29 protein-coding genes and 5 tRNA genes are annotated in these 26106 nt (G+C 59.6%); 23 read left to right on the top strand and 11 right to left on the bottom strand.

Translation table 11 applies throughout. From position 1 onward, the window contains the following. Positions 1 to 14: 14 nt before the first annotated feature. From ileS to ispH, 4 genes are all read left to right on the top strand, one after another. Positions 15 to 2846 (top strand): isoleucine--tRNA ligase, encoded by a 2832-nt coding sequence (gene ileS / locus AACY36_RS22800; protein WP_339419534.1) that lies wholly within the window; start codon positions 15 to 17, stop codon positions 2844 to 2846. Further along, on the top strand, positions 2839 to 3348 hold the full coding sequence (lspA, locus tag AACY36_RS22795) for a signal peptidase II (RefSeq protein ID WP_339419532.1): 510 nt from the start codon (positions 2839 to 2841) through the stop codon (positions 3346 to 3348). The genes ileS and lspA overlap by 8 nt, the downstream gene beginning before the upstream one ends. Positions 3349 to 3355: 7 nt before the next feature. Next, on the top strand, positions 3356 to 3793 hold the full coding sequence (gene fkpB, locus AACY36_RS22790; RefSeq protein ID WP_010213263.1) for an FKBP-type peptidyl-prolyl cis-trans isomerase: 438 nt from the start codon (positions 3356 to 3358) through the stop codon (positions 3791 to 3793). 193 nt (positions 3794 to 3986) lie between these two features. Next, entirely contained in the window at positions 3987 to 4934 is a 948-nt protein-coding gene (gene ispH, locus AACY36_RS22785; protein WP_049710073.1) for a 4-hydroxy-3-methylbut-2-enyl diphosphate reductase, read from the top strand. On the opposite strand, the gene AACY36_RS22780 is transcribed toward ispH, so the two are convergent. Continuing rightward, a complete protein-coding gene (locus AACY36_RS22780) occupies positions 4888 to 5469 on the bottom strand; it encodes a GspH/FimT family pseudopilin (RefSeq protein WP_339419530.1) in 582 nt (193 codons plus the stop codon). The two genes, ispH and AACY36_RS22780, sit on opposite strands and share 47 nt — an antisense overlap. Positions 5470 to 5662: 193 nt before the next feature. Here AACY36_RS22780 and pilV point away from each other — a divergent pair, with 193 nt between their 5' ends. From pilV to thiO, 5 genes are all read left to right on the top strand, one after another. Continuing rightward, positions 5663 to 6148, top strand: a complete 486-nt coding sequence (pilV, locus tag AACY36_RS22775; protein WP_339419527.1) for a type IV pilus modification protein PilV — start codon at positions 5663 to 5665, stop codon at positions 6146 to 6148. Next, positions 6145 to 6852, top strand: coding sequence for a PilW family protein (locus tag AACY36_RS22770; protein ID WP_339427184.1), 708 nt, complete (start codon positions 6145 to 6147; stop codon positions 6850 to 6852). Before pilV ends, AACY36_RS22770 begins: the two co-directional genes overlap by 4 nt. A gap of 6 nt (positions 6853 to 6858) precedes the next feature. Further along, positions 6859 to 7389, top strand: coding sequence for a pilus assembly PilX family protein (locus tag AACY36_RS22765; RefSeq protein WP_339427183.1), 531 nt, complete (start codon positions 6859 to 6861; stop codon positions 7387 to 7389). 11 nt (positions 7390 to 7400) lie between these two features. Continuing rightward, positions 7401 to 7802: a type IV pilin protein gene (locus tag AACY36_RS22760; protein WP_339419521.1), complete on the top strand. Its 402-nt coding sequence runs from the start codon at positions 7401 to 7403 to the stop codon at positions 7800 to 7802. Between the two features lie 62 nt (positions 7803 to 7864). Further along, entirely contained in the window at positions 7865 to 8974 is a 1110-nt protein-coding gene (gene thiO, locus AACY36_RS22755; RefSeq protein WP_339427182.1) for a glycine oxidase ThiO, read from the top strand. On the opposite strand, the gene AACY36_RS22750 is transcribed toward thiO, so the two are convergent. Beyond that, positions 8961 to 9194, bottom strand: coding sequence for a PP0621 family protein (locus AACY36_RS22750; RefSeq protein WP_339419518.1), 234 nt, complete (start codon positions 9192 to 9194; stop codon positions 8961 to 8963). The genes thiO and AACY36_RS22750 overlap by 14 nt on opposite strands. A gap of 124 nt (positions 9195 to 9318) precedes the next feature. Next, a complete protein-coding gene (locus AACY36_RS22745) occupies positions 9319 to 10344 on the bottom strand; it encodes an outer membrane protein assembly factor BamD (protein WP_339419516.1) in 1026 nt (341 codons plus the stop codon). Between the two features lie 149 nt (positions 10345 to 10493). Between AACY36_RS22745 and rluD the strand changes: the two genes are divergently transcribed. The 7 genes from rluD to AACY36_RS22710 all read left to right on the top strand — a co-directional run bounded on the left by rluD (position 10494) and on the right by AACY36_RS22710 (position 15603). Then, positions 10494 to 11456, top strand: a complete 963-nt coding sequence (gene rluD, locus AACY36_RS22740; protein ID WP_049710064.1) for a 23S rRNA pseudouridine(1911/1915/1917) synthase RluD — start codon at positions 10494 to 10496, stop codon at positions 11454 to 11456. Further along, positions 11453 to 12178, top strand: coding sequence for a peptidoglycan editing factor PgeF (gene pgeF / locus AACY36_RS22735; RefSeq protein WP_339427181.1), 726 nt, complete (start codon positions 11453 to 11455; stop codon positions 12176 to 12178). The genes rluD and pgeF overlap by 4 nt, the downstream gene beginning before the upstream one ends. A 130-nt stretch (positions 12179 to 12308) precedes the next feature. Beyond that, complete coding sequence (gene clpB, locus AACY36_RS22730) at positions 12309 to 14873, top strand: ATP-dependent chaperone ClpB (RefSeq protein ID WP_339427180.1); 2565 nt, start codon at positions 12309 to 12311, stop codon at positions 14871 to 14873. Between the two features lie 316 nt (positions 14874 to 15189). After that, positions 15190 to 15265, top strand: a tRNA-Asn gene (locus AACY36_RS22725). A 9-nt stretch (positions 15266 to 15274) separates the two neighbouring features. Then, positions 15275 to 15351, top strand: a tRNA-Pro gene (locus AACY36_RS22720). 5 nt (positions 15352 to 15356) lie between these two features. Next, positions 15357 to 15432, top strand: a tRNA-Lys gene (locus AACY36_RS22715). 94 nt (positions 15433 to 15526) lie between these two features. Then, a tRNA-Pro gene (locus AACY36_RS22710) sits at positions 15527 to 15603 on the top strand. Positions 15604 to 15725: 122 nt separating this feature from the next. Here AACY36_RS22710 and AACY36_RS22705 read toward each other — a convergent pair. Genes AACY36_RS22705 through AACY36_RS22695 form a run of 3 tightly spaced genes read right to left on the bottom strand, consistent with a single transcriptional unit; the run spans position 15726 to position 17942 of the window. Next, positions 15726 to 17024, bottom strand: coding sequence for an NAD(P)/FAD-dependent oxidoreductase (locus AACY36_RS22705; RefSeq protein WP_339417394.1), 1299 nt, complete (start codon positions 17022 to 17024; stop codon positions 15726 to 15728). A gap of 60 nt (positions 17025 to 17084) precedes the next feature. Next, entirely contained in the window at positions 17085 to 17258 is a 174-nt protein-coding gene (locus tag AACY36_RS22700; RefSeq protein ID WP_339417395.1) for a DUF3094 family protein, read from the bottom strand. 54 nt (positions 17259 to 17312) lie between these two features. Continuing rightward, positions 17313 to 17942 (bottom strand): DUF1780 domain-containing protein, encoded by a 630-nt coding sequence (locus tag AACY36_RS22695; protein ID WP_339417397.1) that lies wholly within the window; start codon positions 17940 to 17942, stop codon positions 17313 to 17315. Between the two features lie 103 nt (positions 17943 to 18045). Here AACY36_RS22695 and AACY36_RS22690 point away from each other — a divergent pair, with 103 nt between their 5' ends. The 3 genes from AACY36_RS22690 to AACY36_RS22680 all read left to right on the top strand — a co-directional run bounded on the left by AACY36_RS22690 (position 18046) and on the right by AACY36_RS22680 (position 19489). Next, positions 18046 to 18513, top strand: coding sequence for an FAD/FMN-containing dehydrogenase (locus tag AACY36_RS22690; protein WP_339427179.1), 468 nt, complete (start codon positions 18046 to 18048; stop codon positions 18511 to 18513). Further along, positions 18510 to 19199: an energy-coupling factor ABC transporter permease gene (locus AACY36_RS22685; protein WP_339417399.1), complete on the top strand. Its 690-nt coding sequence runs from the start codon at positions 18510 to 18512 to the stop codon at positions 19197 to 19199. Before AACY36_RS22690 ends, AACY36_RS22685 begins: the two co-directional genes overlap by 4 nt. 74 nt (positions 19200 to 19273) lie before the next feature. Next, complete coding sequence (locus tag AACY36_RS22680) at positions 19274 to 19489, top strand: hypothetical protein (RefSeq protein WP_003171680.1); 216 nt, start codon at positions 19274 to 19276, stop codon at positions 19487 to 19489. On the opposite strand, the gene yacG is transcribed toward AACY36_RS22680, so the two are convergent. From yacG to AACY36_RS22660, 4 genes are read right to left on the bottom strand one after another with little or no spacing between them, the layout of a single operon-like run. Continuing rightward, a complete protein-coding gene (gene yacG / locus AACY36_RS22675; protein ID WP_003188437.1) occupies positions 19486 to 19686 on the bottom strand; it encodes a DNA gyrase inhibitor YacG in 201 nt (66 codons plus the stop codon). The two genes, AACY36_RS22680 and yacG, sit on opposite strands and share 4 nt — an antisense overlap. Continuing rightward, on the bottom strand, positions 19683 to 20306 hold the full coding sequence (gene coaE / locus AACY36_RS22670; RefSeq protein ID WP_339417400.1) for a dephospho-CoA kinase: 624 nt from the start codon (positions 20304 to 20306) through the stop codon (positions 19683 to 19685). The genes yacG and coaE overlap by 4 nt, the downstream gene beginning before the upstream one ends. Continuing rightward, complete coding sequence (locus AACY36_RS22665) at positions 20303 to 21169, bottom strand: prepilin peptidase (protein WP_339427178.1); 867 nt, start codon at positions 21167 to 21169, stop codon at positions 20303 to 20305. Before AACY36_RS22665 ends, coaE begins: the two co-directional genes overlap by 4 nt. After that, entirely contained in the window at positions 21166 to 22374 is a 1209-nt protein-coding gene (locus tag AACY36_RS22660; RefSeq protein ID WP_339417403.1) for a type II secretion system F family protein, read from the bottom strand. The genes AACY36_RS22665 and AACY36_RS22660 overlap by 4 nt, the downstream gene beginning before the upstream one ends. Positions 22375 to 22576: 202 nt before the next feature. On the opposite strand from AACY36_RS22660, the gene AACY36_RS22655 reads away from it, so the two are divergent. From AACY36_RS22655 to AACY36_RS22640, 4 genes are all read left to right on the top strand, one after another. Then, complete coding sequence (locus AACY36_RS22655) at positions 22577 to 22990, top strand: pilin (RefSeq protein ID WP_339417595.1); 414 nt, start codon at positions 22577 to 22579, stop codon at positions 22988 to 22990. 35 nt (positions 22991 to 23025) lie between these two features. Beyond that, positions 23026 to 24426, top strand: a complete 1401-nt coding sequence (locus AACY36_RS22650; RefSeq protein ID WP_339417405.1) for an O-antigen ligase family protein — start codon at positions 23026 to 23028, stop codon at positions 24424 to 24426. Between the two features lie 48 nt (positions 24427 to 24474). Then, positions 24475 to 24547: transfer RNA gene (locus tag AACY36_RS22645), tRNA-Thr, on the top strand. Between the two features lie 146 nt (positions 24548 to 24693). Continuing rightward, positions 24694 to 24999 carry a DUF6388 family protein gene (locus AACY36_RS22640; RefSeq protein WP_339417407.1) on the top strand — a complete coding sequence of 102 codons (306 nt, stop codon included), beginning with the start codon at positions 24694 to 24696 and terminating at the stop codon, positions 24997 to 24999. 67 nt (positions 25000 to 25066) lie between these two features. On the opposite strand, the gene nadC is transcribed toward AACY36_RS22640, so the two are convergent. Next, a complete protein-coding gene (gene nadC / locus AACY36_RS22635) occupies positions 25067 to 25915 on the bottom strand; it encodes a carboxylating nicotinate-nucleotide diphosphorylase (protein WP_339427177.1) in 849 nt (282 codons plus the stop codon). Positions 25916 to 26106 lie beyond the last annotated feature (191 nt).

Below are 26106 nucleotides of genomic sequence, written 5' to 3'. Positions count from 1 at the left end.
CCGAAGAGCCTTAAATGACCGACTATAAAGCCACGCTAAACCTTCCGGACACCGCCTTCCCAATGAAGGCCGGCCTGCCACAGCGCGAACCGCAGATCCTGCAGCGCTGGGACAGTATTGGCCTGTACGGAAAGTTGCGCGAAATTGGCAAGGATCGTCCGAAGTTCGTCCTGCACGACGGCCCTCCTTATGCCAATGGCACGATTCACATCGGTCATGCGCTCAATAAAATTCTCAAAGACATGATCCTGCGCTCGAAAACCCTGTCGGGCTTCGACGCGCCGTACGTCCCGGGATGGGACTGCCACGGCCTGCCGATCGAACACAAAGTCGAAGTGACCTACGGCAAGAACCTGGGCGCGGATAAAACCCGTGAACTCTGCCGTGCCTACGCCACCGAGCAGATCGAAGGGCAGAAGTCCGAATTCATCCGCCTGGGTGTGTTGGGCGAGTGGGACAACCCGTACAAGACCATGAACTTCAAGAACGAGGCCGGTGAAATCCGCGCCTTGGCCGAAATCGTCAAAGGTGGTTTCGTGTTCAAGGGCCTCAAGCCTGTGAACTGGTGCTTCGACTGTGGTTCGGCCCTGGCTGAGGCGGAAGTCGAGTACGAAGACAAGAAGTCCTCGACCATCGACGTGGCCTTCCCGATCGCCGAAGACGCCAAGTTGGCCCAGGCTTTCGGCCTGGCAAGCCTGAGCAAACCGGCTGCCATCGTGATCTGGACCACCACCCCGTGGACCATTCCGGCCAACCAGGCGCTGAACGTGCACCCGGAATTCACCTACGCCTTGGTAGACGTCGGTGACCGCCTGCTCGTGCTCGCTGAAGAAATGGTCGAGGCTTGCCTGGCGCGTTACGAGCTGCAAGGTTCGGTGATCGCCACCACCACCGGCTCTGCGCTGGAACTGATCAACTTCCGTCACCCATTCTATGACCGCCTGTCGCCGGTGTACCTGGCTGACTACGTCGAACTGGGTTCGGGTACTGGCGTTGTTCACTGCTCGCCGGCCTACGGCGTGGACGACTTCGTGATCTGCAAGAAGTACGGCCTGGTCAACGACGACATTATCAACCCGGTGCAGAGCAACGGCGTCTACGTGCCGTCGCTGGAGTTCTTCGGCGGCCAGTTCATCTTCAAGGCCGACCAGCCGATCATCGAAAAGCTGCGTGAAGTCGGTGCGCTGATGCAAACCGCCACCATCCAGCACAGCTACATGCATTGCTGGCGCCACAAGACTCCGCTGATCTACCGCGCCACCGCGCAGTGGTTCATCGGCATGGACAAAGAGCCGACCCGCGGCGACACCCTGCGTAACCGCGCGATCAAGGCTATCGAAGAAACCAAGTTCGTCCCGGCCTGGGGCCAGGCGCGCCTGCACTCGATGATCGCCAATCGTCCGGACTGGTGCATCTCCCGCCAGCGTAACTGGGGCGTGCCGATCCCGTTCTTCCTGAACAAGGAAAGCGGCGAGCTGCACCCACGTACCGTTGAACTGATGGAAATCGTCGCCCAGCGCGTTGAACAGGAAGGCATCGAAGCCTGGTTCAAGATGGACGCCGCCGAACTGCTGGGTGATGAAGCGCCGCAGTACGACAAGATCAGCGACACCCTCGACGTGTGGTTCGACTCCGGTACCACCCATTGGCACGTCCTGCGCGGCTCACACCCCATGGGCCACGAGACTGGTCCGCGTGCCGACTTGTACCTGGAAGGTTCGGACCAACACCGTGGCTGGTTCCACTCGTCGCTTCTGACCGGTTGCGCCATCGATGACCACGCGCCGTACCGCGAACTGCTGACGCACGGCTTCACCGTCGACGAGACGGGCCGCAAGATGTCCAAGTCGTTGAAGAACGTGATCGAGCCGAAAAAGATCAACGAGACCCTGGGCGCCGACATTATGCGTCTGTGGGTAGCGTCGACCGACTATTCGGGCGAGATCGCCGTGTCGGATCAGATCCTGGCTCGTAGCGCCGATGCCTACCGCCGTATCCGAAATACCGCACGCTTCCTGCTGTCGAACCTGACCGGTTTCAACCCGGCCACCGACATCCTGCCGGCCGAGGACATGCTCGCCCTGGACCGTTGGGCTGTGGACCGTACCCTGTTGCTGCAGCGTGAGTTGCAGGAGAGCTACGGCGAATACCGCTTCTGGAACGTCTATTCGAAGATCCACAACTTCTGCGTGCAGGAGCTGGGTGGTTTCTACCTCGACATCATCAAGGATCGCCAGTACACCACTGGCGCCAACAGCAAGGCACGCCGCTCGGCGCAGACTGCGCTGTATCACATCAGCGAAGCGCTGGTGCGCTGGATCGCGCCGATCCTGGCGTTCACCGCCGACGAACTGTGGGAATACCTGCCGGGCGAGCGTAACGAGTCCGTGATGCTCAACACCTGGTACGAAGGCCTGACCGAACTGCCGGCCGACTTCGAACTGGGCCGCGAGTATTGGGAAGGTGTAATGGCCATCAAGGTTGCGGTGAACAAGGAGCTGGAAGTGCAACGTGCGGCCAAGGCTGTCGGTGGCAACCTGCAAGCCGAAGTCACGCTGTTTGCCGAGGAAGGCCTGACCGCCGACCTGGCCAAGCTGAGCAACGAACTGCGCTTCGTGCTGATCACCTCCACCGCGAGCCTGGCACCGTTTGCCCAGGCTCCGGCAGACGCGGTTGCCACCGAAGTTCCGGGCCTCAAGCTCAAAGTGGTCAAGTCGGCCTTCGCCAAGTGCGCCCGTTGCTGGCACTGCCGTGAAGACGTCGGCGTGAACCCGGAGCATCCGGAAATCTGCGGTCGTTGTGTCGACAACATCAGCGGTGCTGGTGAGGTTCGCCACTATGCCTAATGCCGGTCGTTTCGGACGTCTGGGCTGGCTCGTATTGAGCTTGCTGGTGCTGGTCATTGACCAGATCAGCAAGGCTCATTTCGAGGGCACTCTGGAAATGTTCCAGCAGATCGTAGTCATCCCGGATTACTTCAGCTGGACCCTGGCCTACAACACCGGCGCGGCCTTCAGCTTCCTCGCTGAAGGAGGCGGCTGGCAGCGCTGGCTGTTCGCCATGATCGCGGTGGTGGTCAGTGCGGTGCTGGTAGTGTGGCTCAAGCGTCTTGGGCGCGATGACACCTGGTTGGCGATCGCCTTGGCTCTGGTGTTGGGTGGCGCGCTAGGCAACCTGTTCGATCGCATTGCCCTGGGCCATGTGATTGACTTCATCTTGGTGCATTGGCAGAACCGTTGGTACTTCCCAGCGTTTAATTTTGCCGACAGTGCCATCACCGTCGGTGCAATCATGCTGGCGTTGGACATGTTCAAAAGTAAGAAAACCGGAGAGACCGTCAATGACTGATCAGGTATTGGCTGAGCAACGCATCGGCCAGAACACGGAAGTCACCTTGCATTTCGCACTGCGCCTGGAGAATGGCGACACGGTCGACAGCACGTTCGACAAAGCCCCGGCTACCTTCAAGGTGGGCGACGGCAACCTGCTGCCGGGTTTCGAAGCGGCCCTGTTCGGCTTCAAGGCGGGTGACAAGCGTACCCTGCAGATCCTGCCGGAAAACGCCTTTGGCCAGCCTAACCCGCAAAACGTGCAAATCATCCCGCGTTCGCAGTTCCAGGACATGGACCTGTCGGAAGGCCTGCTGGTGATCTTCAACGATGCGGCGAATACCGAGCTGCCCGGCGTGGTGAAAACCTTCGATGACGCGCAAGTGACCATCGACTTCAACCACCCGCTGGCCGGTAAAACCTTGACCTTTGACGTTGAAATCATCGACGTTAAAGCGCTCTGACCGAGGACGCGGTTAAAACTGTGGGAGGGGCGGTGCGACGTTTCGACTTGCTCGCGAATGCGCTCTGTCAGTTATGCATATGTCCACTGACCCACCGCTTTCGCGAGCAAGCCCGCTCCCACCTTTGATCTTCATTGTCAGTTGAGTTAGCGTCAAACTTGACCCTAAGTGGCTGCAAGACACGAGGCACAGCATGCAAATCAAACTCGCCAACCCCCGTGGCTTCTGCGCGGGTGTGGACCGGGCGATCGAAATCGTCAATCGCGCCCTGGAAGTCTTCGGGCCGCCGATTTACGTGCGCCATGAAGTCGTCCACAACAAATTCGTGGTCGAGGACCTGCGCGCGCGCGGTGCCATCTTTGTCGAAGAGCTGGACCAGGTGCCGGACGACGTAATCGTCATCTTCAGCGCCCACGGTGTTTCCCAGGCCGTGCGTACCGAAGCGGCAGGCCGTGGCCTGAAAGTCTTCGATGCCACCTGCCCGTTGGTCACCAAGGTGCACATCGAAGTCGCGCGCTACAGCCGTGACGGTCGAGAGTGCATCCTGATCGGCCATGCCGGCCACCCGGAAGTTGAAGGCACCATGGGCCAGTACGATGCCAGCAATGGCGGGGCTATCTACCTGGTCGAAGACGAAAAGGATGTTGCCAATCTTCAGGTGCAAAACCCTGAACGCCTGGCGTTCGTGACCCAGACCACTTTGTCCATGGACGACACCAGCCGTGTTATCGACGCGCTGCGCAGTCGCTTCCCGGCCATCGGCGGGCCGCGCAAGGACGACATCTGCTACGCCACCCAAAACCGGCAGGACGCGGTCAAGCAACTGGCCAATGAATGTGACGTGGTCCTGGTGGTCGGCAGCCCTAATAGCTCCAACTCCAACCGCCTGCGTGAGCTGGCTGAGCGCATGGCAACCCCTGCGTACCTGATCGACGGCGCCGAAGACATGCAGCGCAGCTGGTTCGATGGCGTCGAGCGCATTGGTATCACGGCGGGCGCTTCGGCCCCGGAAGTGCTGGTGCGCGGCGTTATCCAGCAGTTGCATGCGTGGGGGGCCACCGGTGCGGACGAACTGGCGGGGCGCGAAGAAAACATCACGTTCTCCATGCCCAAGGAGCTGCGGGTTCGCTCGCTGCTCTGATTACCCGGGTGCCGGAGTAGCTCCGGCACAATGCCTGCTCGGCGCGGTCGCTGCGCAGGCTGATGCGCCCGCTGGGCGCCAGTACGACCTGATACAGGCTCTGTGGCTTCTCCGAGTCGCACACATGCACAGTACCTGCACGAAATCCTCCCCCTGAAAATATTGGCTCGCCCAGCCTGCTGAAGCGCACCTGGTTCTTGAGCGGGCCATTGCCGACGATCGGTACCTTCCCGCTGTCCTGGCGCTCCAGCAGTACCGGGTTTTTATCGTCCAAGTGGCCGCGTCCGCTCTCATCCACGATCACCCGCCAACCCCGGCTCCAGTCGTCGTTCAGCGCGTGAATGACCACCGCTCGGTTGCGTGCGACGGCTTCGGTGCGTGCGTAGCGCAGCCCTCCCGCTAAGGACTGTGCCGCGCTATGTCTTTGCTGTGACTCCAGCAGGCTCTTGAAACTGGGCACTGCCAGGTTAGCCAGGATGCTGCTCACGATCAGTCCGAGTAGCAGTTCAATCAGGGTGAAACCTCGTTGTCGCATATGCCATCCCTCCATGGATTTGAGTACAGCCATAGGTATAGCGCCCGTGCTGTGGTGCTGGATGGTGGCCTTTATGTCCAAAGTATTTCGCTTTGTTCCTGGAGCAGCGCGGGAGAAAAACCGACGCTAGTCTTGGGCCGTACAGCAGATTTCAGCTGCTTTTTTCCGGCCTTCGACACGGATGACGACGGTAATGCTTGCCTGCCCAAACACCCGTTTTTCCCACGCCTTAGCGCGGCATCAGCTCGGCATGACGCTGATCGAGGTGTTGGTTGCGGTGCTGATTCTCACCATCGGGCTGTTGGGTGCGGCGGTGATCCAGCTCAATGCGCTGAAATACACCGACAGTTCCAGGATGACCAGCCAGGCCAGTTTCATTGCCTACGACATGCTCGACCGAATCCGCGCCAATTCCGCTGCCGACTACGCATGGGATCGGTCCGAGCATGCCCCGGCGAGCAGCGCTACCGCCAGCGTGCGCGACCAGGACCTGCATGATTTCGAGGCTAATATTCTCGGCTTCGCTGGGGATAGCGCGAAGGGCGCGGTGTCGATCAGTGCAAACGAAGCCACTGTCAGTATCAGTTGGGATGACAGCAGAGGCGCTAACAGCCCGGGTGCTCGGGAAACATTCATTCTGACCAGTCGCGTCAGTGATAAGCCGGGGGTGACGCAATGAGGCGTCGCACTCGAGGTTTCAGCTTGGTGGAATTGCTGTTGGCTTTGGCGATGGGCTTGGTGCTCGTGCTAGGGGTCAGCCAGGTGGCGATCAGTTCCAGGACCACCCACGACAGCCAGCAGGCCGCCATGATGCTGCAGGATGATGCACGGTTCTTGCTGGGCAAGATGACCCAGGATATCCGTCAGGTGGGCATGTTTGGCTGTTTGGCCACGGAGTTTATCGACAACGCTCCTCCGGCCTTTGATCGGCCTGTCAGTTGGAGTGCCGGGGCGGGTGCAAAGTCGCTGACGCTGGTGACCGCGGATGTCGGCAATGAGAGTGGCAAACCCGATTGGACGGTGCTGTCTGACTGCACAGGCAGCGCCCAAGCGTATGCCGGAAATTCCCCTGTGCCTGCACCCGGACAGATCCGTTTTGCACTGCGCCAGCTCACGTACATCTTCGAAGCAGGCCAATTAAAGGTCAGCACGCCTGCGGCGCCCGCCAAGACAGTGCTGGTGGATAATGTACAGGCTTTTGATATCAGCTTTGGCGTGGTGGCCAAAGCCGCATCAACGGAGGTAGTGCGCTACGACTCGAGTCCCGCCGATGTATCCCTGATACGCAGTGTTCGCATCCTGATGACGCTGCGAGATCCGGCCGAACGGGTTAAAGATCAAACCTACAGCGTCGTGGCGGCGCTGCGAAACCGTCTGGGGTAAGCCACCATGATGCTCACGGAGGGTATTCGTTTGCGCCAGGCGGGCATGGTTCTGCTGACCAGCCTGGTGTTCCTGTTGCTGGTGTCGCTGATCGGTTTGTCGTCGATGCAAGGCGCAGTCACCCAGCAAAAGATCGCCGGTAGTCTCTGGCAGCGCAATCAGTCGCTGCAAAGTGCCGAGAGTGGCTTGAGGCGCGGTGAACAGGCCATACAGCGGTCATTCGCGGCGCTGCCGTTGTGCCCGTCGATGGTTGCCTGTGCGCCGCCGCAAGCAGCATTGTCAGTGGTCGGAGCGGGAGTGGACCCCGTTTCTGGCGTCACCTGGGTTGCGCTTAAGGGCGGTGTATACGGCATTCAATTCCTGGGCCCCGCAGTAGGGGTGGTCCATTTACCGCCGCAAACCCGCGCTGCGGTGTATCGAGTGACAGCTGCGGGGCTGAGCGGCCAGTTGCGCACGGTGCTGGAGAGCGTCTACGTACGGGTGGACGAGGAGGGTGGCTCGCGTTTTCGGCGTGTGGCATGGCGGCAACTTCAATAAGGAGCAATGTAATGGGCATGGATAGCCAGGGTTTCACCCTGATCGAGTTACTGATCGCTGTGGCGCTCATCGCGGTTCTCGCTGGGATCGCTTATCCCGGATACACCGGCCATATGAAAAGGGTGTATCGCGCTGAAATCGTCGCGTTGTTGACCGAGCAAGCTCAACACCTGGAGCGCTTTTATACGAGGAACGGCACTTTTATTGACGCGAACGGCGTCAGTGCGGGCAATGATCGCTATAGAATCAGCGCTGCATTGAACCCTCAGGATTTCCAGTTAGTGGCTACGCCTGCTGTCGACTCGATAATGGTCGGCGACCCTTGCGGCGACTTCAGCCTGACCAGCACCGCTGCGCGGTCCAATCCGGGCGCGGCGCCGGACATGTCGCGCAAGCTGTGCTGGGGGCAATAATGAGGGTGCTGGATGATTGGGCGCCGGGTGCGCTTGTTCCTATTTATCGGCTGGATCAAATGATGGCAGAGCAACAGCAGGTAGTGATAGTCGGTGGCGGGGTCATCGGCTTGTTGACGGCGTTCAACCTGGCGACCCAAGGGCAAGCGGTGGTGCTGCTGGAGCGTGCGGGGTTGGGGCAGGAGTCTTCCTGGGCGGGCGGCGGGATTGTTTCGCCGCTGTATCCGTGGCGCTATAGCCCGGCAGTCACCGCGCTGGCGCATTGGTCCCAGGATTTTTATCCACAGTTGGCAGAGCGTTTGTTTGCTGCGACGGGTGTCGACCCTGAGGTGCACACCACTGGGCTGTACTGGCTGGACCTGGACGACGAAGCCGAAGCCTTGGCTTGGGCTGCACGTGAAGGCCGGCCATTGAGCAAAGTGGATGTATCAGCCGCCCATGATGCCGTTCCGGTGCTGGGCAGCGGGTACTCCCAGGCGATCTACATGGCCAACGTCGCCAATGTGCGCAACCCGCGCCTGGTCAAATCCCTCAAGGCTGCACTGCTGGCGTTGCCCGGTGTGACCCTTCATGAACAGTGTGAAGTAACCGGGTTTGTCCTGGACGCTGGCAATGTGGTGGGCGTGAAGACGGCCGATGGCCCGATCTTCGGTGATCAGGTCGTCCTTGCGGCGGGCGCCTGGAGCGGTGAGTTGCTGGGCACGCTGGGCTTGGCGCTACCGGTGGAACCGGTCAAAGGCCAGATGATCCTGTACAAATGCGCATCGGACTTCCTGTCGAGCATGGTCCTGGCCAAGGGGCGATATGCGATCCCTCGGCGTGACGGGCACATCCTGATCGGCAGTACGCTGGAGCATGAAGGCTTCGACAAGACCCCCACTGAAACAGCGCTGGAAAGCCTCAAGGCGTCAGCGGTTGAGTTGATTCCTGCCTTGGCGGACGCCGAGGTTGTTGGGCACTGGGCCGGATTGCGCCCAGGTTCGCCGGAAGGTATCCCTTACATCGGCCGCGTGCCGGGCTTCAACGGGTTGTGGCTCAACTGCGGGCATTACCGCAACGGCCTGGTGCTTGCGCCGGCGTCCTGCCAATTGTTTGCTGACTTGCTGCTGGCGCGTACGCCGATCATCGACCCGGCGCCTTATGCGCCTGAGGGGCGGATCAGCGCTGGATAGACGTCGGCCCCTGCTCAAGATGCGCCTGGGTGCAATACCACTCCTGGCGCGAGCTCAAGGCGCGATCCTGCGGCAGGTGCACGCCGCAGTGGGCGCAGCGCACCATCAAGGCGGCGTCGGGCTCACTGGCGCGTTGCTGTTTGGCGGCCGGACTTTTGAATTTGCGCCAGAACCATACTGCAGCGGCAATGACGGCAATCCAGAACAGTAGACGAAGCATGATGGGCAGTTTCTCGACAAAGAATGCGCCAGTTTAGCCAAGGACGTGCCAGGCGCACAGCGCAATAATACCGCTCACAAAAAAGGAGCCTCGAAAGGCTCCTTCTTGATGACGCAGGGTGCAATCAGTCAAACACACCAAAGGTCATGTAGCTGAACCATGAGCGGTCCTGGTTGTTGCCCAGGGCCTGTGGCTCTTCCTCTTCGATCACGTCGCCGTTCTCGTCATGCGGCTTGAGGTCCGAAGGGATAGCGTCCTTGGCGTCCTGGTACTGCTTGATCACGTCCTGGTTGGCGCGGGTTTCGCCCGGCGGCAGCGGTGGACGGGACTCAATCAGGCCCAGAGTGTACTTGCTCAGCCACGAACGGTTGTCGGCTTCGGCAACCTGAGGCACCAACTGGCCATCTTTCAGGCTCGGGTGATCCGGGTAGTTGAGCTTCAGGGTTTCCAGGCTGGTGCTGGCCAGTTCGTCCAGGTGCAGACGTTGGTAAGCCTCGGTCATCACCGCCAAGCCGTCACCCACGGAAGGGGTTTCCTGGAAGTTCTCGACAACATAACGGCCACGGTTGGCGGCAGCTACATAGGCCTGACGGGTCAGGTAGTAGTGAGCCACGTGGATCTCGTAGGAGGCCAGCAGGTTGCGCAAGTAGATCATGCGCTGCTTGGCGTCCGGCGCGTAGCGGCTGTTGGGATAGCGGCTGGTCAGCTGCGCGAACTCGTTGTAGGAGTCGCGGGCAGCGCCCGGGTCACGCTTGGTCATGTCCAGCGGCAGGAAGCGCGCCAGCAGGCCAACGTCCTGGTCGAACGAGGTCAGGCCCTTCATGTAGTAGGCGTAGTCGACGTTCGGGTGCTGCGGATGCAGGCGGATAAAACGCTCGGCGGCGGACTTGGCAGCTTCTGGCTCGGCGTTCTTGTAGTTGGCGTAGATCAGCTCGAGCTGAGCCTGGTCGGCGTAGCGCCCGAACGGATAACGCGACTCCAGTGCCTTCAGCTTCGCTGTGGCGCTGGTGTAGCTATTATTGTCCAAGTCTTTCTGAGCCTGTTGGTACAACTCGACTTCGCTCAGGTTTTCGTCGACGACTTCCTTTGTTGACGAGCAAGCAGCAGTCATGGCGAGGATGGCGATCAGCAGCAGGTGTTTCACTTGCATGGCGGCTTGCGTCCCTATGACGGCCGCTGTCTTGGGCGGGGCCGTCCTGTTATGATGAGCGCCCCGTTGAAAGCCTCGGGGCAAAAGACGCCGTATTTAACCACAAGCGCGCAGCCGAAACCAAAGGCTGTGCCACGCCTAGTCTGAGCATGTCCGATAAAATTGAACTTCGCGCAGAGGTGCCGTCCGAATTGGGCGGCCAACGCCTCGATCAAGTCGCCGCACAATTATTCGCTGAGCACTCGCGCTCGCGCCTTTCCGCCTGGATCAAAGACGGCCGCCTGACTGTGGATGGAGCGGTTATCCGCCCGCGAGACACCGTCCATGGTGGTGCGATTCTTGAGCTGACTGCCGAGCAGGAAGCCCAGGGAGAATGGGTCGCCCAGGACATTGAGCTGGACATCGTCTATGAAGATGACGACATCCTGGTCATCAACAAACCCGCAGGCCTGGTGGTTCATCCGGCTGCCGGGCACGCTGACGGCACTTTGCTCAATGCCTTGTTGCACCACGTGCCGGACATCATCAATGTCCCGCGCTGCGGCATCGTGCACCGTCTGGACAAGGACACCACCGGCTTGATGGTGGTGGCCAAGACCATTCAGGCGCAGACGCAGTTGGTCACACAATTGCAAAGCCGCAGCGTCAGCCGAATCTACGAGTGCATCGTGATCGGCGTGGTGGTGGCAGGTGGCAAGATCAACGCCCCGATCGGTCGTCACGGCCAACAGCGCCAGCGTATGGCGGTGATGGAGGGCGGCAAGCAAGCTGTCAGTCATTACCGTGTACTTGAGCGTTTCCGCTCCCACACGCATGTGCGGGTCAAGCTGGAAACCGGCCGCACGCACCAGATTCGCGTGCACATGGCGCACATCAACTTCCCGTTGGTCGGAGATCCGGCCTACGGCGGTCGCTTCCGTATTCCGCCGGCGGCCAGTGTGACAATGGTTGAATCGCTTAAATCCTTCCCGCGCCAGGCACTGCATGCACGCTTCCTGGAGTTGGATCATCCGACGAGCGGTAAGCGGATGAGCTGGGAATCGCCTCTTCCGGACGATCTGGTCTGGTTGTTGTCGCTGCTCAAGCAGGATCGCGAGGCATTTATCGGATGAGTGACTGGCTGATTCCTGACTGGCCTGCGCCGGCTCAGGTGAAGGCCTGCGTCACCACTCGTGCGGGCGGCGTCAGTCTGGCGCCGTTCGACAGCCTCAATCTGGGCGATCATGTCGAGGACAGCCTGGACGCCGTCCTGGAAAATCGCCGTCGGCTTACCGATGCATTCGTTATACAGCCGGCTTGGCTGCGCCAAGTCCACGGTATCAAGGTGGTCGAGGCCGATCCTGGCCAGACTGCCGAAGCCGATGGCAGTTGGACAAGCACTCCAGGCATTGCCTGTACCGCAATGACTGCTGATTGCCTGCCCGCTTTGTTCTGCAACCGCGCCGGCACCCGTGTGGCGGCTGCCCATGCCGGTTGGCGCGGGTTGGCGGCAGGCGTGTTGGAAGCTGCTCTCGACAGCCTGGACGCCGAACCCGCTGACGTGTTGGTCTGGCTCGGCCCGGCCATTGGCCCACAGGCCTTCGAAGTCGGCCCTGAAGTGCGTGAAGCCTTCATGCAGCAACTGCCGATTACCGCCAAAGCCTTTGTGCCCAGCCGCACTCCCGGCAAGTTCATGGCCGACATCTATCAGTTGGCCCGTCTGCGCCTTGTCGCGCGCGATGTCACGGCTGTTTACGGTGGCGGTTTCTGCACGGTGACCGATCCACGCTTCTTTTCTTTCCGCCGCAGTTCGCGCACCGGTCGGTTTGCCTCCCTTATCTGGCTCGAGCGCTAGACTCTTCTGATCTGCGTCAACTACCCGTAGCTTGAATCTCCCAGAATCGACCGCATCTATAGGGGTATCTGGCAGGTTTCTTCATTCAGGATGTTTTATAGCTCCGGCCTGCTCAAAAGGAAGGTGACTAATGCGTATTGATCGTTTAACCAGCAAATTGCAGTTGGCCTTATCAGACTCCCAATCCTTGGCGGTGGGCCTTGACCATCCGGCCATTGAGCCTGCGCACCTGATGCATGCACTTATGGAACAGCAAGGTGGTTCTATCAAGCCCTTGCTGATGCAGGTGGGCTTTGACGTCAACAGCCTGCGCAAGGAGTTGAGCAAAGAGCTCGACCAACTGCCGAAAATCCAAAACCCGACCGGCGACGTGAATATGTCCCAGGACTTGGCGCGTCTGCTCAATCAGGCAGACCGTCTGGCCCAGCAGAAAGGCGACCAGTTCATTTCCAGTGAGCTGGTGTTGCTCGCCGCGATGGACGAGAACAGTAAGCTTGGCAAATTGTTGCTGGGCCAGGGCGTGAGTAAGAAGGCCCTGGAAAACGCCATCAACAACCTACGTGGCGGTGACGCGGTAAACGACCCCAACCACGAGGAGTCGCGTCAGGCCCTGGATAAATACACTGTCGACCTGACCAAGCGTGCCGAAGAGGGCAAGCTTGACCCGGTGATCGGCCGTGACGATGAAATTCGTCGCACTATCCAGGTGCTGCAACGCCGCACCAAGAACAACCCGGTGCTGATCGGTGAGCCTGGTGTGGGTAAGACCGCGATTGCCGAAGGCCTGGCTCAGCGCATTATTAATGGCGAAGTGCCAGACGGCCTGAAAGGCAAGCGCCTGCTGTCCCTGGACATGGGGTCGTTGATTGCAGGTGCCAAGTTTCGCGGTGAGTTCGAAGAACGCCTCAAATCCCTGCTTAATGAACTGTCGAAGCAGGAAGGGCAGATCATTCTGTTTATCGACGAACTGCACACCATGGTCGGCGCCGGTAAAGGTGAGGGCTCCATGGATGCCGGCAACATGCTCAAGCCTGCCTTGGCGCGGGGTGAGTTGCACTGCGTCGGTGCTACCACGCTCAACGAATATCGCCAGTACATCGAAAAAGACGCCGCCCTTGAGCGTCGCTTCCAGAAAGTGCTGGTGGAAGAGCCGAGCGAAGAAGACACCATCGCGATCCTGCGTGGCTTGAAAGAGCGCTACGAGGTTCACCACAAGGTGGCGATCACCGACGGCGCGATCATTGCGGCGGCCAAGTTGAGCCATCGCTATATCACTGACCGTCAGTTGCCGGACAAGGCCATCGACTTGATCGACGAAGCGGCCAGCCGTATCCGCATGGAAATCGATTCCAAGCCGGAAGTACTCGACCGTCTGGATCGGCGGCTGATTCAACTGAAAGTCGAGTCCCAGGCCCTTAAGAAAGAAGAAGACGAAGCGGCGAAGAAACGTCTGGAAAAACTTCAGGAAGAAATCGTGCGTCTGGAGCGCGAGTATTCCGACCTGGAGGAAATCTGGACCTCGGAGAAAGCTGAAGTGCAGGGTTCTGCGCAGATCCAGCAAAAGATCGAGCAGTCCCGCCAGGAACTGGAAGCCGCGCGTCGTAAAGGCGACCTGAACCGCATGGCCGAGTTGCAATACGGGGTGATCCCGGACTTGGAGCGCAGCCTGCAGATGGTCGATCAGCACGGTAAAAGCGAGAACCAGTTGCTGCGCAGCAAGGTGACCGAGGAAGAAATTGCCGAAGTCGTTTCCAAGTGGACCGGCATTCCGGTGTCGAAGATGCTCGAAGGCGAGCGCGACAAATTGTTGAAAATGGAAAGCCTGTTGCACCAGCGGGTCATTGGTCAGGAAGAGGCCGTGGTGGCGGTGTCCAACGCAGTGCGGCGTTCCCGTGCCGGGTTGTCCGACCCGAATCGCCCAAGTGGTTCGTTCATGTTCCTCGGCCCGACCGGCGTGGGTAAGACCGAGCTATGCAAAGCCTTGGCCGAGTTCCTCTTTGATACCGAAGAAGCCATGGTGCGCATCGATATGTCCGAATTCATGGAGAAGCACTCGGTGGCTCGCTTGATTGGCGCCCCACCAGGCTATGTGGGCTACGAGGAGGGCGGTTACCTGACCGAAGCCGTGCGGCGTAAGCCTTACTCGGTGATCCTGCTGGATGAGGTCGAGAAGGCGCATCCGGATGTGTTTAACATCCTGTTGCAAGTGCTGGAAGATGGACGCCTGACGGACAGTCACGGGCGTACCGTGGACTTCCGCAACACGGTGATCGTGATGACCTCCAACCTGGGCTCGGCGCAGATCCAGGAGCTGGTAGGTGATCGTGAGGGCCAGCGCGCTGCTGTAATGGATGCATTGACCACGCACTTCCGTCCGGAATTCATCAACCGGGTCGACGAAGTGGTGATCTTTGAGCCTCTGGCACGTGACCAGATCGCGGGTATCACCGAGATCCAGCTGGGGCGTCTGCGCAGTCGTCTGGCTGAGCGCGAACTGTCGCTGGAGCTGGGCAGTGACGCGTTGGAGAAATTGATCGCGGTTGGTTACGACCCGGTGTATGGGGCACGGCCGTTGAAACGTGCGATCCAGCGCTGGATCGAGAACCCGCTGGCCCAGTTGATTCTGTCGGGTAGCTTCATGCCGGGCACCAGCGTCACGGCGACTGTGGAAAACGACGAAATCGTCTTCCACTGAGCCCAGGCTGTTGGCTGATAAGACAAGGCCTCGCATTGCGGGGCCTTTTTTTTCGATAGGGCGTTGAACTGTAAGGCAAAGGCTTGTAAAGTGCGCCCCGCAGCAACGTCAGCCCACGGGTTTCTTCTCCCCAAGAAGAAATTAGAAACAAGCGCAAATCATTGTCTTAAAAGCAATTTAAAGGGTTGACAGGGGTTTTTAAGATTGTAGAATAGCGCGCCTCAGACACATGAACGTAGCGATACGGGAAAGTCGAAGAGAAGGTTACACCGCAGTAAAAATGCTTTGAAATAAGTAACACTTTGAAATGTGTAGTTCCGTGATAGCTCAGTCGGTAGAGCAAATGACTGTTAATCATTGGGTCCCAGGTTCGAGTCCTGGTCACGGAGCCAATTTCAAACCGGGGTATAGCGCAGTCCGGTAGCGCGCCTGCTTTGGGAGCAGGATGTCAGGAGTTCGAATCCCCTTACCCCGACCATATTTGGGTCGTTAGCTCAGTTGGTAGAGCAGTTGGCTTTTAACCAATTGGTCGTAGGTTCGAATCCCACACGACCCACCATTTTTGAGACCAGTTAACGCTGGAATCAGATCTTAAGATCAGAGGCCAAAAGCACTGATCGAAGAAGGCGACTGAAAGGTCGCCTTTTTATTACCGGGGTATAGCGCAGTCCGGTAGCGCGCCTGCTTTGGGAGCAGGATGTCAGGAGTTCGAATCCCCTTACCCCGACCATATTAAAAATCCTCGTGTCGAAAGATGCGGGGATTTTTTTTTGCGCGCATATCCTGACTCCGCGCAAAGTAAATGTGGGAGCGGGCTCCCACGTTTACCAGATCCCATCCGGGGTCGTGTTGTTAGTGCAATTTCAGGCGTGGCTCGGTGCCTCGGCCGATTTTGCTGCCCAGCATCAGCATCGCCGTACGGAAGAAACCGTACAGCGCCATCTGGTGCATCCGGTACAGCGACACGTAAAACATCCGCGCCAACCAGCCTTCCAGCATCACGCTGCCAGTGAGGTTACCCATCAAGTTGCCCACCGCCGAGAACCGCGATAGCGAAATCAGCGATCCATAGTCGGTGTACTTGTACGACGGCAGGTCCTTGCCTTCAATGCGCAGCTTCAGCGATTTTGCCAGCAGCGACGCCTGTTGGTGAGCCGCCTGGGCCCTTGGCGGTACGTTGCGGTCGGTGCCCGCTTGTGGGCAAGCAGCGCAGTCACCAAAGGCGAAGATGTTTTCGTCGCGTGTGGTTTGCAGCGTCGGCAACACTTGCAGCTGATTGATACGGTTGGTTTCCAGGCCGTCGATATCCTTGAGGAAACCTGGTGCGCGAATGCCAGCGGCCCACACCTTGAGGCTGGCTGGAATCACTTGGCCGCTGCTGGTGATCAGGGCGTCGGCCGTCACTTCACTGACCGCCGAGTTAGTCAGCACCGTCACTCCGAGCTTTTCCAGGGTTTTATGCACAGGCCCGCCGATACGCTCCGGCAGGGCAGGCAACACCCGTGGCCCGGCTTCGATCAGGGTGATGTGCATGTTTTCCGGCTTGATGCGGTCCAGGCCATAGGCGGCCAACTCATGGGCGGCGTTATGCAGCTCTGCGGCCAGTTCGACGCCGGTCGCACCGGCGCCGACGATGGCGACGCTGATTTTTTCCACCACATCGGTCTGCCCGGCATGGGCGCGCAGGTAATGGTTGAGCAATTGCTGGTGGAAGCGCTCGGCCTGCTTGCGGGTGTCGAGGAACAGGCAGTGTCGCGCTGCGCCTTCGGTGCCGAAGTCATTGGTGGTGCTGCCGACCGCGATCACCAGGCTGTCATAGCCGAGCACGCGTGCGGGCACCAGCTCACGGCCTTCTTCATCAAGCGTGGCGGCGAGCTGGATCTTCTTTTGTTCACGGTCAAGCCCGCTCATGCGCCCTAGTTGGAACTCGAAGTGGTTCCATTTGGCCTGGGCGACATAATTGAGTTCGTCCTCCGAAGAGTTCAGCGAACCTGCGGCCACTTCGTGCAGCAAGGGCTTCCAGATATGGGTCAGGTTGGCGTCCACCAGCGTGATGCTGGCGGTTCCACGCTTGCCCAGAGTCTTACCCAGGCGGGTAGCCAACTCCAGGCCGCCGGCGCCGCCGCCGACGATAATAATACGATGGGTCATGGGGATATCTCGCAAGGCTAAAAGAAATCTGAGCGGTTACCCCCGCGAGCGCCAGGCAGCTCATAGCGTCAGGTAACTCAAAAGGCGACTCAACAGGCCGAGGCCGATCACCACTACAAGCACCACACAGAGGAGCAGCCATGGCCGGAAAGGCTTGCGCTCGACTCGGTGTTGGGAGAGTTGCAGATACTCTTCGACATGCTGTTGGTCATCGGGGTTCAGGCGGCTGGTCATAAAGGCCTCGTCAGGTAGACGTTGCAAAAGGGCGCCACGTTACAGTCCGGGGGCTCAGAGGCTGATGCCCACGTCGAACACTATGCTGCGGCCCAGGTTGTTGCGCAAGAAATCCGGCGCGTCCGGGTGTGCGAACAGCACCCGTGCAAAGGTCGGCCCCACCAGTGACAGCGAGCGCCAGCCCTGGCGTAGGTATTCCGTCGGTGGCGGGAAGTGGCTGTTAAGGTCGAGCACTTCGCGCTTGAGACTGGAGAAAGCGACGATATCCAGCTCCCCCAGGTCCATGCCGCGCTCTTTATAGTTGTGGGCCTTTTTGCGCAGCGTGGGCGCCAGGCGCATTAAAAACTCATGGGCCGGAATGCGTCGCGGCTTGGCTTCACGTCGTACCAGTTGGCTCAGGGAGAAAGCGCTGCGGCGGCGCAGCAACTCGTCACGCCATTCGTCGTTCAGGCGACGGCCTTCATCCAGTACAAAAAACACTTCGAAACTGGCGTCGCGAAACAGCACGTCCGGCGGTTCTTGCCCCGCGGCGTGAAACTCTTCAGTCCGGTAGGGCACGTTCAAGCCTTGCAGCAGGCGCTGGCACACCCAACGCTCACGCTCCCACTTGCGGGCATTGGACAGGAAAGCGTTGGCTTGTTCGGCCGCCACGGTGAGCAGACGCAAGTAATCTGAGTCATCCATAGCTAGCAGCTTAGCGCTCAAATCATGACCGCAGGAAGTCCCGCTGTAAAAGCTCGGTGTAGACTGGCCACTCGATCGTCAAATCGAACTTTAGGAGTGCGTAGTGAAGTTTTTAGTGTTGCTGATGCTCAGCCTTTTTCCCGTGTGGTCCCAGGCCATTGAAGTGGGTGAGCGCCTGGCGCCCTGGACGTTGCTGGATCAATTCGACCAGCCCTACACCCTGAATGACCAGGCGCAGATCTTGCTGGTGGCGCGCAGCATGGACGCCGCCAAATGGGTGGATGCGGCATTGCAAGGGCAGCCCAAGGGGTATCTGGAGGCAAGGCGCGGGGTGTTTGTCGCCGATATCCAGCGCATGCCCCGACTGATCGCCAAACTGTTCGCAGTGCCGGCCATGCAGTCCTATAACTACCGGGTCATGCTGGACCGTGACGCGCGCATCGCGCCGCGTTATCCGGGCCCTGTGGATAAGGTGCTGTGGCTGCAACTGGATAACGGCAAGCTGGTCGCGCAACGCGAATACAGCTCTGGCGCTGAGCTGCGCCAAGCCCTGGAGCAGGTGAAGCCGTGATCAGTGCGGCCGTGTTGGCGCCGCAAACCCTTGGCATCGGCTGGCTGTTGTACGCGCCGGTGGTGCTGTGGGCAATCTTGCGTTCGCCATGGGTCGAGTTGTTTGCCGACCGCAGACGTCAGCATTTGCTGTTTGGCACGGTGTTCGCGTTGTTCATGCTGTGGCTGGTACGGCGGGATTTCGATACCGGTGTGTCTTACCACTTTATCGGCATGACTGCCGTCACCCTGCTGCTGGATTGGCCACTGGCGATCGTCGGCGGCTTTGCTGCCCAGGTGAGCCTGATGTTGTTGGGGCGCCAGGACCTGGCCGCCCTTGGTGTCAACGGCTTGCTGCTTATCGGGCTGCCAGTGCTGGTTACCGAGGGTTGCGCATTGCTGGTCGAGCGTGCGCAGCCGCGCAATCCCTTTGTGTATATTTTCTGCTCCGGCTTTTTTGCCGCCGCACTGTCGGCGTTGCTCTGCCTGTTGTTCGGGCTTGGGCTGTTGTGGTTCGACGGTCTTTTTGCCATGCCGGAATGGCTGGAGGATTTCGTCGGTTATCTGTGGTTGATCATCTTTCCAGAGGCCTTTATCAACGGCATGGTCATCAGCGCGTTGGTGGTGTTTTGCCCGGAATGGCTGGAGACCTTCAACCGTACTCGCTACCTCTCGGCGCCCTGGAAGGACGACGACTCACAGCGTTGACCCAGATCAAATCCCGCCTAGCCGAGCAGGCCCATGCTCTGCGAAATTGTCCTAGGCAAGGCGGGAGCACGATCATGAGTGTGTACGAGTGGGCACGGCAGGAGTTGCGCAGAAGCCAGGATGCGGCACAGGAAATCGGTTTTGACCCAGGCTTGACCCTGCGTGCCATGCTCAGTGCGGTGGTGCAGCAGAGCAAGGGGGTGCGCAGCTTTGAAGACCTGGCCGACGAGCTGCAATACCTTGCAGAGAACCTCGACGACCAGCAGGAATATGCCTTTATGCGCCCTTAATGGCGCGGCGGCAGGTCTTCGGAAAACAGCTCGTCTTCTGCATCCGGAGCCACCGGGATTTTGTGTTCCTCGGCCGCCCAGGCGCCGAGGTCGATGAGCTTGCAACGGTCCGAGCAGAACGGCCGGTTGAGGTTGGTCGCTTTCCATTCCACGGGTGCGCCGCAGGTTGGGCAATCGACGGTCAAGGGTTGGCTCATGTTCGGCCTCCACGCAAAGTAAGGTAAAAGTGGTGCAGTCGCTCGACCTCGCTGTGCAGCCAGGCGAGGTCCTTGTCGTTGACCAGTATGTCATCGGCATGGTTCAGGCGGTCTTCACGGCTTGACTGCGCCTTGAGGATTGCCTGTACCTGTTGTTCGGTGATGCCGTCGCGCTGCAGGGTACGCTGAATCTGCAGCGATTGCGGCACGTCGATCACCAGGATGCGTTGGGTCATGCTGTTCTGGCCTGACTCAACCAGCAGCGGCGATACCAGGATTGCGTAAGGCGACTGCGCGCGCGCCAGGTGGTTGCGAATCTCCTCGCCAATCAACGGGTGTAGCAAGGCTTCGAGCCAGCGGCGCTCTTCGGGTACTTCAAAGATCAGCTTGCGCAATGCAGCGCGGTCCAACTGGCCGTCAGGCTGCAGCACGCCGGCACCAAAGTGCTCGGCGATGCGCGCCAGTGCCGGCCGGCCAGGCTCGACCACCCAGCGGGCGGCGTGGTCGGCGTCCACCAGGTCAATACCCAGGTTAATAAAGTGTTGGGCGGCGGCGCTTTTGCCGCTGCCGATGCCGCCGGTGAGGCCGAGAATCCAGGGTGCTGCAACAGAAGTGGTCATCTGAAACCGACAGACTGCAAATAGAAGTCGGTTATTTGACCACCCCAGAGCAATGCAATCCAGCCGGCAATTGCCAGATACGGACCAAACGGCATGGGCGCCGATGCCTGGGTCTTGCGCAGACGCATCAGGATCAAGCCTACGCACACCCCAAGCAGGGACGACATCAACAGCGTCATCGGCAGGATCTGCCAGCCACCCCAGGCGCCGAGCAGCGCCAGTAACTTGAAGTCGCCGTGCCCCATGCCGTCCTTGCCAGTGACCAACTTGAACAGCCAGAACACGCTCCATAGGCTCATATACCCGATCACCGCGCCCAACAGGGCGTCCGGCAATGTCGTCAACAGGCCCAACCCGTTGACGATCAGACCCAGCCATAACAACGGCATGACCAGTACATCGGGCAACAGTTGATGGTCTGCATCGATCAGGCTCATCGCCAACAATCCCCAACTCAGCACCATCACCGCTCCCGCCTGCCAGCCAAAGCCGAAATGCCAGGCCACCCAGGCCGAGATCAGCCCGCACGCCAGTTCTGTAAGTGGATAGCGGGCGCTGATCGCGCCCTGGCACTGGGCGCAACGGCCTCTGAGAAGCAGATAACTGAGTAGCGGGATGTTTTCCCAGGGACGTATCGGATGATTGCAGTGCGGACAGCAGGAATTGGGATGCATCAAATTGTAAGTCGGCCCGGCAGGCTCAGCGGGCAAACCGAGCACTTCATGGGCTTGGGCGCGCCATTCACGCTCGAGCATTTTCGGCAGGCGCCACACCACCACATTGAGAAAACTGCCAATCACCAGCCCCAATACCAATGCCATCACGACAAAAGCCAATGGGTGTTCACCCAGCAGCAGGCTCAAAAGGCGCTCCCCAACTGGAAGACCGGCAGGTACATGGCGATCACCAGCGCGCCAACGATACCCCCCAATACCACCATGATCAGCGGTTCCATAAGGTTGGTGAGGTTGTCGACCAAGTTGTCCACATCGGCCTCGTAATGGCTGGCGACCTTTTCCAGCATGCAGTCCAGTGTGCCCGACTCTTCGCCGATGGCCGTCATCTGGATCGCCATTGCGGGAAACAGTCCGCTGGCGACCATGGATTGATTCAGTTGCATGCCAGTGGATACATCGTGTCGCATATGTTCGATTGCCTGTTTGAACGGTCCTGAACCTGCAGCACCAGCCACCGATTCCAGTGCCTGCACCAACGGAACGCCGGCGGCAAAGGTGGTGGAAAGCGTGCGGGCATAGCGAGCCACGGCTGATTTGCTCAGCAGTTTGCCTGCCAGAGGCATTTTCAACAAACCGGTGTCCAGCCATAGACGAAAAGCAGGCAAGGCACGATAGGCGTGGCGCAATCCCAGAGCTCCCGCAAGAGCGCCCAGCGCCATGATCCACCAGGCTTTCTGGATGAACTCGGACAGAGCGATAACCTGCAAGGTAAAACCGGGCAGCTTGCCGTCGACCCCGGCAAACAGGTTCTGGAACTGCGGTACGACGTGGATCAATAGAACGCCGGTGACAACGCTGGCCACCACCAGCACGGCGATCGGGTAGGTCATGGCCTTTTTGATCCTGGCCTTTAATTGCTCGTTCTTTTCCCGATGTATTGCCACGCGCTCCAGCAGTGTTTCCAGTGCCCCGGCCTGTTCACCGGCCGCCACCAGGTTGCAATACAGCTCATCGAAATAGCGCGGTTGTTTGCGCAACGCTTCGGCCAGGCTGGAGCCGGCGGCGATCGCCTGTTTCAACCCTTGCACCTGCTCACGCACAGCTCGGTTGTCGAAGCCTTCGCCGATGATGTCGAAGGCTTGCAGAAGAGGAATGCCGGCCTTCAGCAGTGTGGCCAGCTGGCGAGTGAGTAGGGTGATGTCCGTCGATTTGACCGACGGTGCCAAGCTGGGCAACACGGCAGATTGCTTGCGCACCAAGCCTGGGCTGATGCCTTGCCGGCGCAACTGAGCCTTGACCAAGGCGGGGTTGTGCCCTGCGGTTTGCCCGGACACCTTACGTCCTTTACGGTTGATGCCTTCCCAGGCGTACAGCGTTGAAGCGTTATCCATGACAGGGTTCCGCAGAGAGGTCGTCGAAGATTTATAGCTTAGTCAGGTGACGGATTCGGGCAGGCTGGCAGCGCAGTATAAAATGTCAGAATGTGCGTCCAGTGCGCGATTGAGCGCTTGCGGATGAGTACACTGGCGCCGCTGCACAACACGGGGCGCAGGAAGCGCCTTGTCATGAGTTCTATTCTGGAGAATGAAAGTGATGCGTCAGAAAGGTTTTACTTTGATCGAGTTGTTGATCGTCGTGGCAATCATCGGCATCTTGGCCACCATCGGCCTGCCCATGTACACCACCCACCAGGCCAAGGCCAAGTTCACCGCCGGGTTGGCTGAAATCACCGCGTTGAAGCCTGGGTATGAAGACACCCTCAACCAAGGCACCGTACCCACGCTGGCGTTGATCGGTGGCGTCAGCCCAACCGCCAATTGCAAGATCGATGTGGCAGGGGATGTGGCGACGGGCGCGGGTTCCATCAGTTGCGAAATACTCGACGCTCCCGCGCCAGTACTGGGCAAAACCATCAGCCTGACGCGCAACGCCACCACTGGTTGGAAATGCACCACCACCGCTGACGCGAAATATATCGCCAAGGGCTGCGGCGCCGACGGTGCATAACTGCTAAACCCTCCACAGGGAAGTTGAGGTGGCCGATGTATTTATCCGTACAGCAGCGTGGCAGTATTTTTCTGGTAGCAGTGGTGTGTCTGCTGGTTGTCGGAATTTGTGCACCGTTCAGTGGGCATGACTTACAGCGGGCGATGCAGATTGCCATCGGGGCTTGTGCGGTGCTGTATGGGCTGTTGGTCGCCCCCGTTGAACGGTTGGTAGACCGGCCTACCGCCCTGGGCCTGGCGCTGATTATTGGGCTGGGCCTGGTGTCATCGACGCTGGCCCACCAGACGCTCTGGGCACTGGCCGAAGTGGCTTTATTTGTCAGCTGCGGTGCGATTGCCGTGGCATTTGCCTTGCTGCGTCGCCAGGGCGGTGAGCCTTTGGATCGCGCCTTGATCCTGGTGGTGGTGCTGCTGTGCCTGATCAAGTCGATTCAATACGTGTATGCGGGCGCACTCGCGTTCGCCAGCGCCGAGCGGACGCTGGACCCTGACTTGCTGCTCTCTGGCTTTTCCAACAAGCGATTCTACGGCCAGTTCCAGACGTTCACCCTGCCATTGCTGGCGCTTCCCTTGTTGATCCCGACTCTCTCGCGCTCGCTCAAAGTTGCGGTGTTTGCGTTGCTGTGCGTGTGGTGGCTGATCGCAATGGGTGGCGGCACACGCGGCACCTGGCTTGGCATGGGCGCGGCGGGTGTGGTATTGGCGGTGTTGGGGCCATGGGGTCGGCGCTGGCTGGGGTGGCAGCTGGCCGCAGTGCTTGGCGGGCTGTTGCTGTACTGGCTGGTGTTTACGGTGTTAGCGGATTACCTGGGGATCGAACTCGCCAGTAGCGCCAGCGATCGCCTCACCCTCTCGTTGTCGGGGCGCGGGCCGATCTGGTGGCAGGGATGGCACATGCTCACCGAGCGGCCAGGGCTGGGTTTCGGGCCTATGCATTTTGCCGATATCACCAACAGGATTGCCGCTCACCCCCACCAGGCCATCCTGCAATGGGCCAGTGAATGGGGTGTGCCATCGGCTCTGTGCGTCGCGGTGTTGGCGTGGCGAGGCGGCTGGGCCACATTCGGTATATTGCGTGAGCGCGCGCTGAGCGCCGAGCGTGCGGACCTGCTGCGGCTATGCCTGTTTGCATCGGTGGTTGGCGCGTTGGTGCAGTCCATGGTCGATGGCGTGATTGTGATGCCCAACTCCCAGGTTTGGCTGGCGCTGGTGGTGGGCTGGTTGATGGCGCTGCATGTGTGGCGAACGCCGCCGACCGCTGAGCTGCCATTGGCCCGGAGTGCTTGGAAAACGCTCAGTGTGCTGGCCGTTGGTCTGTTGATTTTTATTGTCGCGCGCGATGTACCTCACATCAAGCAAGCGCAGCAGCAGTACCTGGACGGCCATGACACCTTCCTGCAACCGCGCTTCTGGGCCCAAGGTGTGATTGCCCGTTGACGCCGGTAAGTTGCCGGACTTCCGATGCAGTGCTAGCTTTAGCCCACCGCCCGTGTAGCTCAGCCGGTAGAGCAGCGCACTCGTAACGCGAAGGTCGCAGGTTCGATTCCTGTCTCGGGCAAAAAGGCAACAAAGGCAGCACGTTTTCAGTTGATCCCAGAATGGTTCTGAAGGCCAGACGAGCCGGCATTCGCGCCCGCTCATTTGTATCTGCGCAAACCTTGATGACCCAGATGCATCCCCATTCCTCGATCTAAGAGAACACACATGACCACGACTGAAATGACCCAGGAAGCTCGGCACGAAGAAGCACTCAAGAAATACCTTGAGGACACGCCGCAGCTTAAAGAAGAAATCAAGGACCTGAGCGCCGATGATCAGCGCGATCAGATTCAGTGGGCATTCGAGGACGAGGCCGAGAGCCAAGGCCTTCAGCCTTGGGAGCTGACCCTCAAGTACACCTCGACACCGGAAGAATTCGAAGCGGCACGGCTGGTCTTGCACAAAGAGGCGGCCGAGGTGCTGGGTGTCGATTGGGAAGAGTACTGCGAGATGAATAACTTGGTGGTCTGAGCGTGTAGTGAGCGGGCTTGCCCCGCGCGGGGCAAGCCCGCTCACTACACAAGCATTTCTGAGTGCTTTAGATGCTCAGCCGCATCGACAAATCCACCGCCTTCACATCCTTAGTCATGGCGCCGATTGAGATGTAGTCCACCCCGGTCTCTGCGATAGGCAGCAGGGTGCTTTCGTTGATCCCGCCGCTGGCCTCCAGCTTCGCCTTTCCGCCGTTCAGGCGCACGGCTTCACGCATATCGTCCAGGCTCAACTCATCGAGCATGATGATATCCGCGCCCGCTGCCAGGGCTTCGCGCAGTTCATGCAGGCTTTCCACTTCGACTTCCACCGGCTTGCCGGGTGCGATCTTGTGGGCGGCCGTGATCGCCTGGGCAATGCCCCCGCAGGCGGCGATATGATTTTCCTTGATCAGGAACGCGTCATATAAACCGATACGGTGGTTGTGGCAGCCGCCGCAGGTTACCGCGTACTTCTGCGCCAGGCGTAGGCCCGGCAGCGTTTTGCGGGTATCGAGCAGCTTGACCTGGGTACTGGCGACAAAATCTGCCAGGAATTGGGCGCGGGTCGCGACCCCGGACAGCAACTGCAGAAAATTCAACGCGCTACGTTCGCCGCTGAGCAGCGAGCGTGCCGGACCTTCCAGGTGGAACAGCGCTTGGTTGGGGCTGACGCGTTCACCGTCGGCGACCTGCCAGTGCACGGCGACCCGCGGGTCCAACTGACGGAATACCGAGTCGACCCAAGCCGTACCCGCGATAACAGCGGCGTCGCGCGTGATGATGGTGGCGGTGGCCAGTCGTTCGGCCGGGATCAACTGCGCAGTGATGTCGCCGCTGCCGATGTCTTCCAGCAGTGCGCGGCGCACGTTGGCTTCGATTTCGGCGGTGAGGTCGGCAAGACGGAGATTCGGCATAACAGGCTCCACAAACAAAGTGCCCCGATTATAGGGGCAGTGCGCGTTTGAACCCAGGCTCACCCCTCATTTACCGTGCGATGGCAGAGTTTACTGGCGCAACCCACCTCATTTGCAAGATAATCTTGCGCCTTGCAATTGGCGTCATAGCTTTGACGTTTAGACAAATACCGCCGTTTCAGGAGGCCAGG

The sequence above is a fragment of the Pseudomonas sp. EA_15y_Pfl1_P101 genome (genome assembly GCF_963970835.1).
Lineage (GTDB): Bacteria > Pseudomonadota > Gammaproteobacteria > Pseudomonadales > Pseudomonadaceae > Aquipseudomonas > Aquipseudomonas tritici.
This window is presented reverse-complemented; position numbering and strand designations above follow the sequence as displayed.

Excerpts from the sequence above, each read along its gene's own strand:
- ileS (WP_339419534.1), top strand. The coding sequence starts at position 15 with ATGACCGACTATAAAGCCACGCTAAACCTTCCGGACACCGCCTTCCCA.
- lspA (WP_339419532.1), top strand. The coding sequence starts at position 2,839 with ATGCCTAATGCCGGTCGTTTCGGACGTCTGGGCTGGCTCGTATTGAGC.
- ispH (WP_049710073.1), top strand. The coding sequence starts at position 3,987 with ATGCAAATCAAACTCGCCAACCCCCGTGGCTTCTGCGCGGGTGTGGAC.
- AACY36_RS22780 (WP_339419530.1), bottom strand. The coding sequence starts at position 5,469 with ATGCGACAACGAGGTTTCACCCTGATTGAACTGCTACTCGGACTGATC.
- pilV (WP_339419527.1), top strand. The coding sequence starts at position 5,663 with ATGCTTGCCTGCCCAAACACCCGTTTTTCCCACGCCTTAGCGCGGCAT.
- AACY36_RS22770 (WP_339427184.1), top strand. The coding sequence starts at position 6,145 with ATGAGGCGTCGCACTCGAGGTTTCAGCTTGGTGGAATTGCTGTTGGCT.
- AACY36_RS22765 (WP_339427183.1), top strand. The coding sequence starts at position 6,859 with ATGATGCTCACGGAGGGTATTCGTTTGCGCCAGGCGGGCATGGTTCTG.
- AACY36_RS22760 (WP_339419521.1), top strand. The coding sequence starts at position 7,401 with ATGGGCATGGATAGCCAGGGTTTCACCCTGATCGAGTTACTGATCGCT.
- thiO (WP_339427182.1), top strand. The coding sequence starts at position 7,865 with ATGGCAGAGCAACAGCAGGTAGTGATAGTCGGTGGCGGGGTCATCGGC.
- AACY36_RS22750 (WP_339419518.1), bottom strand. The coding sequence starts at position 9,194 with ATGCTTCGTCTACTGTTCTGGATTGCCGTCATTGCCGCTGCAGTATGG.
- AACY36_RS22745 (WP_339419516.1), bottom strand. The coding sequence starts at position 10,344 with ATGCAAGTGAAACACCTGCTGCTGATCGCCATCCTCGCCATGACTGCT.
- rluD (WP_049710064.1), top strand. The coding sequence starts at position 10,494 with ATGTCCGATAAAATTGAACTTCGCGCAGAGGTGCCGTCCGAATTGGGC.
- pgeF (WP_339427181.1), top strand. The coding sequence starts at position 11,453 with ATGAGTGACTGGCTGATTCCTGACTGGCCTGCGCCGGCTCAGGTGAAG.
- clpB (WP_339427180.1), top strand. The coding sequence starts at position 12,309 with ATGCGTATTGATCGTTTAACCAGCAAATTGCAGTTGGCCTTATCAGAC.
- AACY36_RS22705 (WP_339417394.1), bottom strand. The coding sequence starts at position 17,024 with ATGACCCATCGTATTATTATCGTCGGCGGCGGCGCCGGCGGCCTGGAG.
- AACY36_RS22700 (WP_339417395.1), bottom strand. The coding sequence starts at position 17,258 with ATGACCAGCCGCCTGAACCCCGATGACCAACAGCATGTCGAAGAGTAT.
- AACY36_RS22695 (WP_339417397.1), bottom strand. The coding sequence starts at position 17,942 with ATGGATGACTCAGATTACTTGCGTCTGCTCACCGTGGCGGCCGAACAA.
- AACY36_RS22680 (WP_003171680.1), top strand. The coding sequence starts at position 19,274 with ATGAGTGTGTACGAGTGGGCACGGCAGGAGTTGCGCAGAAGCCAGGAT.
- yacG (WP_003188437.1), bottom strand. The coding sequence starts at position 19,686 with ATGAGCCAACCCTTGACCGTCGATTGCCCAACCTGCGGCGCACCCGTG.
- coaE (WP_339417400.1), bottom strand. The coding sequence starts at position 20,306 with ATGACCACTTCTGTTGCAGCACCCTGGATTCTCGGCCTCACCGGCGGC.
- AACY36_RS22660 (WP_339417403.1), bottom strand. The coding sequence starts at position 22,374 with ATGGATAACGCTTCAACGCTGTACGCCTGGGAAGGCATCAACCGTAAA.
- AACY36_RS22655 (WP_339417595.1), top strand. The coding sequence starts at position 22,577 with ATGCGTCAGAAAGGTTTTACTTTGATCGAGTTGTTGATCGTCGTGGCA.
- AACY36_RS22650 (WP_339417405.1), top strand. The coding sequence starts at position 23,026 with ATGTATTTATCCGTACAGCAGCGTGGCAGTATTTTTCTGGTAGCAGTG.
- AACY36_RS22640 (WP_339417407.1), top strand. The coding sequence starts at position 24,694 with ATGACCACGACTGAAATGACCCAGGAAGCTCGGCACGAAGAAGCACTC.
- nadC (WP_339427177.1), bottom strand. The coding sequence starts at position 25,915 with ATGCCGAATCTCCGTCTTGCCGACCTCACCGCCGAAATCGAAGCCAAC.